The sequence below is a fragment of the Pseudoduganella sp. RAF53_2 genome (assembly GCF_052113985.1).
Lineage (GTDB): Bacteria > Pseudomonadota > Gammaproteobacteria > Burkholderiales > Burkholderiaceae_D > Rugamonas.
Genome location: NZ_JBFRDW010000141.1, coordinates 1 through 10,659, shown reverse-complemented (window position 1 = coordinate 10,659; position 10,659 = coordinate 1). Strand labels below are relative to the sequence as shown.

10 protein-coding genes are annotated in these 10,659 nt (G+C 62.2%); 5 read left to right on the top strand and 5 right to left on the bottom strand.

Annotated elements, in window-relative coordinates; genetic code table 11:
* Positions 1-103: 103 nt before the first annotated feature.
* Positions 104-1,693, bottom strand: a complete 1,590-nt coding sequence (locus AB4Z11_RS10855) for a phytoene desaturase family protein (RefSeq protein WP_442025259.1) — start codon at positions 1,691-1,693, stop codon at positions 104-106.
* 110 nt (positions 1,694-1,803) lie between these two features.
* On the opposite strand from AB4Z11_RS10855, the gene AB4Z11_RS10850 reads away from it, so the two are divergent.
* Positions 1,804-2,229: an Lrp/AsnC family transcriptional regulator gene (locus AB4Z11_RS10850; protein WP_442025258.1), complete on the top strand. Its 426-nt coding sequence runs from the start codon at positions 1,804-1,806 to the stop codon at positions 2,227-2,229.
* Here the strand turns inward: AB4Z11_RS10850 and AB4Z11_RS10845 are convergent.
* From AB4Z11_RS10845 to AB4Z11_RS10835, 3 genes are all read right to left on the bottom strand, one after another.
* Positions 2,226-3,494: a glycerate kinase type-2 family protein gene (locus AB4Z11_RS10845; protein ID WP_442025257.1), complete on the bottom strand. Its 1,269-nt coding sequence runs from the start codon at positions 3,492-3,494 to the stop codon at positions 2,226-2,228. The genes AB4Z11_RS10850 and AB4Z11_RS10845 overlap by 4 nt on opposite strands.
* A gap of 12 nt (positions 3,495-3,506) precedes the next feature.
* Entirely contained in the window at positions 3,507-4,835 is a 1,329-nt protein-coding gene (locus AB4Z11_RS10840; protein WP_442025256.1) for a dicarboxylate/amino acid:cation symporter, read from the bottom strand.
* A 66-nt stretch (positions 4,836-4,901) separates the two neighbouring features.
* Complete coding sequence (locus AB4Z11_RS10835) at positions 4,902-5,978, bottom strand: tartrate dehydrogenase (RefSeq protein ID WP_442025255.1); 1,077 nt, start codon at positions 5,976-5,978, stop codon at positions 4,902-4,904.
* Between the two features lie 101 nt (positions 5,979-6,079).
* Between AB4Z11_RS10835 and AB4Z11_RS10830 the strand changes: the two genes are divergently transcribed.
* On the top strand, positions 6,080-6,985 hold the full coding sequence (locus AB4Z11_RS10830) for a LysR family transcriptional regulator (RefSeq protein ID WP_442025254.1): 906 nt from the start codon (positions 6,080-6,082) through the stop codon (positions 6,983-6,985).
* 16 nt (positions 6,986-7,001) lie between these two features.
* On the opposite strand, the gene AB4Z11_RS10825 is transcribed toward AB4Z11_RS10830, so the two are convergent.
* The gene (locus AB4Z11_RS10825) at positions 7,002-7,820 is read right to left on the bottom strand and encodes an EAL domain-containing protein (protein ID WP_442025253.1); all 819 of its coding nucleotides are present in this window, start codon (positions 7,818-7,820) and stop codon (positions 7,002-7,004) included.
* Positions 7,821-7,955: 135 nt separating this feature from the next.
* Here AB4Z11_RS10825 and AB4Z11_RS10820 point away from each other — a divergent pair, with 135 nt between their 5' ends.
* Genes AB4Z11_RS10820 through AB4Z11_RS10810 form a run of 3 tightly spaced genes read left to right on the top strand, consistent with a single transcriptional unit; the run spans position 7,956 to position 10,355 of the window.
* Positions 7,956-8,273: a DUF885 family protein gene (locus AB4Z11_RS10820; RefSeq protein WP_442025252.1), complete on the top strand. Its 318-nt coding sequence runs from the start codon at positions 7,956-7,958 to the stop codon at positions 8,271-8,273.
* Positions 8,270-9,400 (top strand): DUF4331 family protein, encoded by a 1,131-nt coding sequence (locus tag AB4Z11_RS10815; protein ID WP_442025251.1) that lies wholly within the window; start codon positions 8,270-8,272, stop codon positions 9,398-9,400. Before AB4Z11_RS10820 ends, AB4Z11_RS10815 begins: the two co-directional genes overlap by 4 nt.
* Positions 9,390-10,355, top strand: a complete 966-nt coding sequence (locus AB4Z11_RS10810) for a DUF4198 domain-containing protein (protein ID WP_442025250.1) — start codon at positions 9,390-9,392, stop codon at positions 10,353-10,355. Before AB4Z11_RS10815 ends, AB4Z11_RS10810 begins: the two co-directional genes overlap by 11 nt.
* Positions 10,356-10,659 lie beyond the last annotated feature (304 nt).

Here is a 10,659-nt window from a genome sequence, read left to right as displayed (position 1 = left end):
AACGAGGACATGGACATGAGCGTTAGCGATCCGAAAGAAATGATGCAATTATTGTGTGGCTTTTCCTATATTGCAAGAATCTCTGTCGTATTGTCGCACGCTTCTATCGGAAGTCGCGCAGGATTTCACGCGCCGCGTTATGGCCCGGTGCGCCGGTGACGCCGCCGCCGGGATGATTGCCTGCGCCGCAGGTGTAAAGGCCGGGAATAGGACCGCGATAATCCGCATAGCCCAGCATCGGGCGCGCGGAGAACAGCTGGTCGAGGCCGAGCGCGCCATGGAAGATGTCGCCGCCAATCAGACCGAAGGTGCGCTCAAGGTCGAGGGGGCTCATGATTTGCCGTCCCAGCACGGCGCGCTTGAAGTTCGGGGCGTATTCGTTGACTGTCTCGATCATCAGGTCTGCGACGGTATCGCGGTGATCGTCCCAGCTCGAACCGTCAGGCAGTTGTGGCGCTACGTGCTGGCAGAACAGGCTCGCCACGTGCTGCCCTTGCGGCGCCAGCGTTGGATCAAGCGTGGACGGAATCAGCACTTCAATGATCGGCTTGCGCGACCATCCTTCGGCCCGTGCGTCGTGATAAGCGCGCTCCATATAGCCCAGGCTTGGTGCGATGATGATGCCGCTGCCGTGGTGCTCGGCCATCTGCTTGCCAGGCAGGCAGCTGAAATCCGGCAGCTCGGACAGCGCCACGTTCATGCGGAAGGTGCCGGACCCGCAGCGCCAGCTTTGCATGCGGCGCAGGAAGTCCGCAGGCAGGACGGCCGAGTCCACCAGTTTGGTGTACAGCAGGCGCGGATTGAGATTGGAGATCACCACACGCGCTTCCAGCTTTTCGCCTGCGGCTGTGACAACGCCCGTTGCGCGGCCGCGCGTCAGCAGCACTTCCTGCACGGCGCAATCGGTGCGCACTTCCACGCCGCGCGACTGCGCCGACTGCGACATGGCCTGTGTGATCGCGCCCATGYCACCGATGGCGTGTCCCCATGCGCCTTTCTTGCCATTGACTTCGCCAAACACGTGATGCAGCAGCACATAGGCCGAGCCGGGTGTGTAGGGGCTGGCGTAATTGCCGACGATGCTGTCGAAGCCATACGCCGCCTTGATTGGCGCGCTCTCGAACCAGCTGTCCAGATAATCGCCGGCAGACTTGGTGAACAGGTCCAGCAGCTCGCGCTGCATGGACAGGGGCAGCTTGCGCATGCGGTTGCCGAGCGTACCGGCCTTGATCAATTCGGGCAGAGCGCTCATCCAGCTGCCCTGCACCATATTCGGCGGCGTTTGCAGGACGAGGTCGCGCAGCAGGTCCGCTGCCACATCGAGCTGGCCCGCGTACGCTTCCAGCCGCTCGGCATCGCGCTGCGAGAACCTGGCCACTTCTTCCTTTGTCTTACCGTTGCCGATCTTCAGATACTGGCTGTCGTTCAGCGGCAAAAAATTGGACAGCGGACGCTCCACGACCCGCAGCCCGTGCTTCGGCAGCTCCATGTCGCGGATCACCTTTGGATTGAGCAGGGACACCGTGTACGCCGCCACCGAATTGCGGAAGCCGGGATRGAATTCCTCGGTCACGGCTGCGCCGCCGACCACGCCGCGCCGCTCCAGCACCGTTACTTTCAGGCCCGCTTTGGCCAGGTAATGTGCGCACACCAAGCCGTTATGTCCACCGCCGATAATGATCGCGTCCCGCATTGAATTCTCCTTGTAGTGAGATTCATTGTGCGGCGGGTGTCGGCAAATTGCATTAATCAGAACGACGAACTGTAGAGTATGATTGGTCAAATTGACGAAAATGACGGCAAATGAACGAAATCGATCAGCAGTTGCTGAACCTCCTGCGTGAGAATGCGCGTGCATCGACCACGGAACTGGCGCGCCGGCTGGACTTGTCGCGCACCACGGTGCAGAGCCGAATCGAGCGTCTGGAGAAGAGCGGTGTGGTGATCGGCTACACGGTTCGCACCAGCGCCGACTATCGTGCGGGGCTGGTGCGAGCGCTGGTCATGATTACCGCTGCGCCCAAGTTGACGCCAACCATCGAGAGCGCGCTGCGCCGCCTGCCGCCCGTTCGCACGCTGCATTCGGTGAACGGCATCTATGATTTCATTGCAGGCGTGGAGGCAGAGTCGGTCGAGGAGCTGGATGCGGTGATCGACCGTATCGGTGCACTCGATGGCGTCGAGCGCACCACGACGTCGATTATGATGACGACGCGGATCGACCGCTAATCGGCAATCAGGATTGCGCGGAAGTCGTTGACGTTGGTGAGCGTCGGGCCGGTGATGACGGAGTCGCTCAGGTGCTCGAAGAAGCTGTGTGCATCGTTGTTGGCCAGACTGTCTTTTGGTGGCAGTCCCGCAGCCCAGGCGCGGCTGAGCGTGTCCGGCCCGATAAAGGCACCGGCAATTTCGTCCTGGCCGTCGACGCCATCGGTGTCGCAGGCGATGGCGTGGACACCGGGCAGGCCGTCCAGCGCGATGGCAAGCGACAGCAGGAATTCGACATTGCGGCCACCGCGACCCTTGCCGCGCACGGTCACCGTCGTTTCGCCGCCGGACAGCAGAATGCAGGGTTTGCTGAATGGCTGTCCATGCTGCGCAACATAGCGCACCATGCCGGACATGACTTTGCCGACGTCGCGCGCCTCGCCTTCAATCGCATCGCCGAGAATATGGACAGGCCATCCTGCGTGGCGTGCAACCGAAGCGGCGGCTTCCAGCGCCATGCGCGGCGTGGCGATCATATGCGTTTCGGCGCGTGCCAGGCGTGGATCGCCGGGCTTGATGGATTCGCATTCGCCGCTGCGCAGCTGGCGTTCAATGCTGGCGGGCAGGGCGATGTTGTAGCGCGTGGCGATGGACAGCGCGTCGGCGCAGGTGGTCGGATCGGCGACCGTTGGGCCGGAGGCGATGTCCATGGGATCATCGCCCGGCACGTCCGAAATCAGCAGCGTGTGGACGCGGGCCGGATGACAGGCCGCAGCAAGCCGCCCGCCTTTGATTGCCGAGGCATGGCGGCGGATGCAGTTCATTTCCGATATCGATGCACCACTGGCCAGCAGGGCCTTGTTCAGGGCCTGCTTGTCCTCCAGCGTCACGCCATTCGGCGGCATCGTCAGAAGAGAAGAACCGCCGCCTGAGATCAGGCAGATCACCAGATCATCTTCCGTCAGTCCCGATACGATGTTCATGATGCGCGCCGCTGCTGCGCTGCCCGCCGCGTCGGGCACCGGGTGGGCAGCCTCCAGCACTTCGATGCGTTCGCAAGGTACAGCGTAGCCGTAGCGCGTGACGATGAGGCCTTGCAGCGGGCCTTTCCAGTTGTCCTCCAGCGCGCGGGCCATGGTGGCAGCTGCCTTGCCCGCACCGATGACGATGGTACGTCCCTTTGGCGCAGCGGGCAGATGACGCGGAAGGCAAACGGCCGGCTGCGCAGCGCTGACGGCGGCGTCGAACATGGTGCGCAGCAGGGCGCGTGCATCGGTGTTTTGCATGAAGTGCTCCGGTCAGGCGGCAGCAGCGACAGCAGGAGGCGGGACCAGCTCGGGGGCAGGTTCTTCAACCTGCACCGGCTGTGCCGACCCATCCAGAATCGCGTTTGCGCGCTGCATATCAATCGCGCCAACCCATTTGGCAATGGCCATTGTACCAACCGCGTTGCCGATGGTATTGGTGATGGCGCGTGCTTCGGACATGAAGCGGTCCACGCCGAGCAGCAGCACCATGCCCTCAACCGGGATCTTGCCGAGCGAGGCCAGCGTCGCAGCCAGCGTAATGAAGCCGGAACCGGTGACGCCAGCCGAGCCTTTGGAAGTCAGCATCAGCACACCCAGCACCACCACCTGGTCCATCAGCGTCAGCGGCGTATTGGTGGCCTGGGCGATGAAGATGGCTGCCATGGTGTAGTAGATGCACTGTCCGTCCGGATTGAAGGTCAGGCCGGAAGGGACGACCAGGCCAACCACGGACTTGGAGCAGCCCACGCGTTCCAGCTTGCTCATCATCTGCGGCACAACCGATTCGGACGAGCTGGTGCCCAGCACAGTGAAAATCTCTTCGCGCAGGTACTTCAGGAACTTCCACAGGCTGAAGCCGGAATAGCGCGCGATGCTGCCCAGCACAATGAACACGAACAGGAAGCAGGTCAGGTACATGGTCGACATCAGCTTGGCCAGCGAAACGATGGAGCCGAAGCCGTATTTGCCGACGGTGAAAGCCATGGCGCCAAAGGCGGCCAATGGCGCAACGCGCATCACCATGCGCACGATGGAGAACATCGCGGTCGAGAAGGACTCGAATACATTGATCACGATCTCCGCCTTCTTGCCCATGCGTGCCAGCGCGACGCCAAGCATGAYGGCGAATACCAGGATTTGCAGGATATCGTTCTTGGCCAGCGCCTCTACAATGCTGGACGGGATCAGCTGCAGGATGAAGCCGGCGAACGTGTCGTGCTTGACCTGGGAGGTGTAAGTGCCAATGGCCTTGGTATCCAGCGTGTGCGGATCGACGTTCATGCCAACGCCGGGGCCAACCAGATTCACCACCAGCAGGCCAATGCCCAGCGCGAAGGTGGACAGCACTTCGAAGTAGATCAGGGCGCGCAGACCGACGCGTCCCAGTTCTTTCATGTTTTCCAGCTTGGCGATGCCGACAACGATGGTCGCGAAGATCACCGGGGCAAACACCATCTTGATCAGTTTGACGAAACCGTCTCCAAACGGTTTCAGGTCAACGGCGAATGTTGGATACAACGCACCAAGCGCAATGCCCGCCGCGACGGCGAGTAGCACCTGGACATAAAGCATGCCGAGTAGTTTCTTCAGCTTGCGCATGATGTGTCTCCTTGAATGATGTAGTGCGATGGCCGGTCTTGGCGCCGGCTTCAGGGCAGGTTTTAATCAGGCTGCGACGGGAATGGCGCGGGCCAGGTAATCGCACACGGCTGCCGTGACATCAGCCGTGGTGGCCTTGCCGCCCAGGTCTGGCGTATGCACGCCACTGGCCGTGACGTATTCGATGGCTTCCATCAGGCGCTGGGCTGCGGAGAATTCGCCCAGGTGTTCCAGCATCATGGCGGCGGTCCAGAACGTGGCGATCGGATTGGCGATGCCTTTGCCGGTGATGTCGAAAGCGGAACCGTGGATCGGCTCGAACATCGATGGGAAGTCGCGTTCAGGATTCAGATTTGCGGTGGGACCGATGCCCAGACTGCCCGACAGCGCTGCTGCCAGATCGGACAGAATGTCGGCATGCAGATTGGTGGCGACGATCACGTCCAGTGCTTTGGGCTTCAGCACCATGGTGGTGGTGACGGCGTCAACCAGTTCGCGGTTGGTCTTCACGTCCGGGTAATCCTTGGCCACTTCGTAGAAGATCTCGTCCCACATCACCATGCCGAAGCGCTGGGCGTTGGACTTGGTGACCAGGGTCAGATGCTTGGCCGGACGCTTGCGCGCCAGTTCGAAGGCGAAGCGGTGGATGCGCTCGACACCGGCGCGGGTGAACACTGCCGTTTCGGTGGCGGTTTCGATCGGCAGACCTTTGTGGGTGCGGCCGCCGTTGCCCGCGTATTCGCCCTCGGAGTTTTCACGCACGATGACCCAGTCGATGTCCTCGCCGTTTTTCAGCGGGCTTTTCACACCGGGCAGCACACGGGCTGGGCGCACGTTGGCGTATTGGTCGAAGCCTTGCGCGATGGGCAGGCGCAGGCCCCACAGCGATACGTGGTCCGGCACTTCCTGGCTGCCGACCGCGCCGAAGAAGATGGCGTCGAAGGTTTTCAGCTTTTCCAGGCCGCCTTCAGGGATGTAGTGGCCGTGCTCCAGGTAGTAATCCGAGCTCCATGGGAAGTGTTCGACGTTCAGGCGGAAGCCGCCGTCGTGCTGTGCCAGGGCGTTCAGCACTTCCAGCCCGGCGGCGATCACTTCGGTGCCGATGCCGTCGGCGGGAATGGCGGCGATTTTGTGGGTACGCATCTTGAGTCTCCTTGGGTGGTGTTCAATGATGCGCAGTGTATTCCGCGTACAATTTGCTGAAATCACGTGAAATTCAATCTGCTTTTTACCTGGAGTTAAAGATGATCCACTCGCCTGAGCTGAGCTTTTTCCGGGAAATCGTCAAGCAGGGCAGCCTTTCCGCTGCTGCGAGGGAGCTGGGCGTGACGCCTGCTTCGATCAGTAAACGGCTGACCAAGCTGGAGGCCGAACTGGGCGTACCGCTGGTGTTGCGTACCACGCGCCGTATGACACTGACCGACGAGGGGGAGCTGTTGCACGCGAATGCGATCCGGCTGCTGAGTGAGCTGGAGGATATGGAGCGGCAGATTTCGCAGAATCGCGCTGCGCCAAAGGGGCTGCTACGGGTGAATGCGCCGTTGGGCTTTGGGCGCACTTATGTGACGCCGCTGGTGTCGCGCTTCGTGCGCAAGTATCCGGACGTGGAAGTGCAGCTGCAGCTGAGCGACCATCCACTCAGCCTGGTGGACGAAAACTTCGACGTCGGTATCCGCTTCGGCGAACTGCCCGACGCACGCGTGGTAGCGCGCAAGATCGCCAGCAATCGGCGTCTGGTGTGCGCGGCGCCGTCCTATCTGAAAAAGCATGGCGTGCCGAATGTGCCGCACGACCTGGTGCAGCACAACTGCATCGTCTTGCGCCAGAACGACGCGGCCTATGGTTCGTGGCGCTTCACGCGCGGGAAGCTGTCCGAAACGGTCAAGGTACGCGGAACGCTGAGCAGCAATGACGGTGAAGTCTGCATGAACTGGGTGCTCGATGGCCACGGCCTGATGCTGCGCGCCGAGTGGGACATTGCCAAATACGTCAAAACCGGCCGCCTGCGCATTCTGCTGGAAGACTACGCCACACCCGACGCCGACATCTACGCCGTCTCCGCCGAACGCCAGGCCCGCTCTCCCCGCGTCCGCGCCTTCACCGAATTCCTCGCACAGAGCTTCAGCGAATCGTCTGGCGGGGCGTGGTAGGTCCGCAGAGGCAGTATCAGGCTGCGCGTTGGGACTGCGCGATGTTACGTGAAGGCCGGGGCAGGCCGGGGCGGCCGGTGTGCTCCTGGACCAGCACGCAGGCGCCAGTGCGGCCGGCGGCGTGGAGGAGGGCGCCGGTAGCATCGGCTTGTTTGACCAGGATGTTGACGTTCAGCGCTGCCGCTTTGGCGAGGGATTGCGTCAGGTCGGCCGGCGAGACGCCGCGCAAGGTGTTGATCCTGACTGCGTCGGTGCTGGCGTGGCCCAGGATGGACGGCAGCTGCGATGGCGTACCAACCTTCACGGCAATGCGGAAGCCGTTGCGGCGGTAATTGTCCGCAACGTAGTTGAGCATCCAGTTCTGCCGCGCATTCACGGCCGGCAGTTGCAGCACGACCTGTTCGACCGGCAAGCCCAAGGCGTCAAGAATACGGCGGAACGCCATGCCATGGTTGCTGCTCACGGCACTCAGCAAGCGATCGTGCACATTCAGGTAAAGCGTGTGCTGCCCCGCATCCGGACGACGGAAGAAGTTGATCGCGTGGAGCATGCGGCACAACCGGTCCAGTTCCACGGACTCATTGTCGCTTGCCGCGCCATCGAGGAACTTCCACAGCGGCAGATCCACATCTTCCGCCGCGACGCCACGCACACGTCCTGCATAGCCGACCACTTCGCCAGTCGCCAGCTCGCGCACGGGATGAAACACGCTGCCCAGGCGGCAATTGAAGATGCGCCCATGGACTTCGCCGTCATCATCGACACTCAGGCTGCTGGATGGAGAAGCGCCCGATGCCAGGCGATCCAGGTATTCGTGCAGCGCGGGATAGCTCATTGTTGGACTCCTGAAGATTCTGGAGTCCCCAGTCTACGTTGCCACTGAGGGGAAAGTGAACGAAGGTTTCGGCATAACCTTATATAACCTCCGAGGTAATGGATTGTATGCGCAACGCTTTCTAGAATCGAAGTCATGAAAACACTACGCATACTCATTCTCGCGATGCTGACCTGGGCGCTGTACGGAACGGCGGCATCTATCGCACGCGCGCAGGTCAACGGCGCGCCTGACCCGGCAAAGCAGCACACCGCGGCACAGCTGGAAGTTCGACGCCTGCAAGGCGAGCTGCTAAGCGCGGCCCGCGTTGTACTGGATACTGGCCTCCGCTCCTTCAACTGGACGAGCGAGGAAGCGCACGACTATCTGACCCAATCGATCGGCTTGTCCGAAGACCGGGCGCAGAGCGAACTACGCAATGCGCAGCAGCGGCTGCATGGGAGCCGGCCTTGAAGCGGGTCTTTGCAGGAGCGCTGCTGGCGCTGACGGCGTTGGCGCAGGCATCGGATCATCTTGATTCGCCCAAGGTTATCGCCGATCCGCGCATGGACATTGGCGATATCTATGCGTGGATGTCGCCGGATGCGCGGCAGCTCAATCTGGTGATGGCGATCGTCGGCCATAGTTTTTCGAAGGATGCCGATTACGTCTTCCACATCGACAGCGCCAAGCACGTTGGCGCGACGACGGCGACGGTGGATATCGCCTGCCGCCTCAATGGAACCATGCAATGCAAAGGCATCCACAAGATGCAGTTGTTCGCAGGCCTGCGCGACGACCCCTTCTTCAATAATGTGAAAGGCTCGCGCGATGCATTCAATTACGCGGCTGCAGCGATCAAAGGCGGTGTGCAGCGTGACGACGCTGGCTGTCCGCTGTTCAGCGCCAAACAGACAACCGAATTTCTGAAGCGCTGGCGCAGCACCGATGGCGGGCCGGGCACCAACTTCCTGAAGGACTGGACGCCTGCGACAATTGTGCTCTCGGTTGATGTGGCCAGTGTGGCGAAGGGCGGACCGTTGTTGGCGGTGTGGGCGGAAACCTCGATCAAAGGCACACGTATCGACCGCATGGGGCGTCCGCTGACCGGTAATGCACTGCTGGCGCCACTGGAGGCGGACGAGGTCAGCGACCAGATGAAGATCGCTTACAACGAGGCTACGCCCTCTACTTCGGCCCAGTTTGTGCCGGAAATTGAGAAATCGCTGGCGCTGTACGATGGCTATGACGGCAAGTGCGGCAATCAGCTGATGATCGACGCCAAGGCGCCTCCCGAGCATCGCTACCGGCGCATGGCGGAGCTGCTGGCGGATGACCGTCTTTGGGTGAACAGCACTTCCGGCAGTTGCACGCAACTGTTTGGTGTGGAAATGGCTGCTGCTGGCGATGTCCGCTACCGTGACGATTGCGGCGGCCGGGCGCTGGATTACGACGCGGTGAACGTCTATCGCTCGCTGCTCGCTGCAGGCCGGAATACGGGCATCGACGATGGCGTTCATCGCGATGAAGTGCAGCATTCCAACACGGTGTTCCCCTTTGTCGCGCCGCCCGCGACACCGGAAGGTTATCGTGGCAAGTAAGTACGCGGCTGCGCTGTGCATGGCGCTGCTGCCCGCCGCGGCGCCAGCGCATGATTTCTGGATTCAGCCGGCAAGCTATCACTTGCGCGCAGGCGAGGCTGTTTCGCTGTCACTTGAAGTAGGGCATGGCGAGGACCGTCAACGTTCCCCTATCCCTGCGCGGCGGATCATTCGCTTCACCGCGGTCGCGCCGGATGGCGACACGCAGCCGGTGCAGGCCGGCCTGCGCCTGGCTGCGGCAGGCACGCACGTGCTGCTGCTGCAAACGGACGACAAGGCACAGAGCTTCGTTCCTGTGGCTCGCTTCAATGCATACCTGTACACCGAAGGTTTGCAGGACGTGATCACGCATCGCGAGCGCAACAAGCTGAATGGCGAGGACGGCGCGGAGCGCTACAGCCGCGTGGCCAAGGCGCTGATCAGCGTGGGCGATGCAAGGCGCGGCGCAGCAAGCACGGACGCCGCCACGTCCGGCCCAACGGAGGCGGCACTGAGCGGCGGCGCGGTCGTTGCGGAGACCGGCGGAACGGACGGTGGGGCGGCGACGCGCGTTTATGGGCTGCCGCTGGAAATCGTACCGGAACGCGATCCGGCCGGAGCGACGGCGGTGGTGCCAGTGCGCGTGCTGTATCGAGGTATGCCGCTGGAAGGCGGGCTGGTGAAGCTGACTTACCTCGCGCACGATGCGGAGCCGGTCGCTGAGCAGCGGACCGACCAGAATGGACGCGTCGCATTTGCGGTGCCCCCCTGTGGTGCATGGCTGCTGAGCGTGGTCTGGTCAGAGCCAGCGCCACCCGGCGATGGCACCGATTACGACACCATTTTCTCCAGTCTGAGTTTCGCGCGCGGCGTGAATTGCCAGACCAGCGCGAGCACGGTCGCCATGCCAATGGACGACAGCACCAGCCAGGGCAACGCAGGCATGCCGATGGCGCGCGCGCGGTCCATCAGATAGCCGGTAGTGGTGTAGCCGAACAAACCGCCCAGCGCCAAACCGAAGCGGCTCAAACCGATATAGCTGGCGCGTGCCCTGGCTTGTGCATAGCGGGCCACCAGGGCCTCGCGGGCGGGATCGGCAAACAGGCCGCCAAGATAGAACACAGCCACTCCCGCGAACACGCCCAAGGTGCCGCGCGCGAGCGACAGCGTGCCGATGCTGATTGCCATCACACCGACACCCGTCATCAGGCGCGACTCCAGTCCGAAGTGGCGTTCCGCCAGGCGTGCCATGGGATACAGCAGCGTTACCGCCATCACGG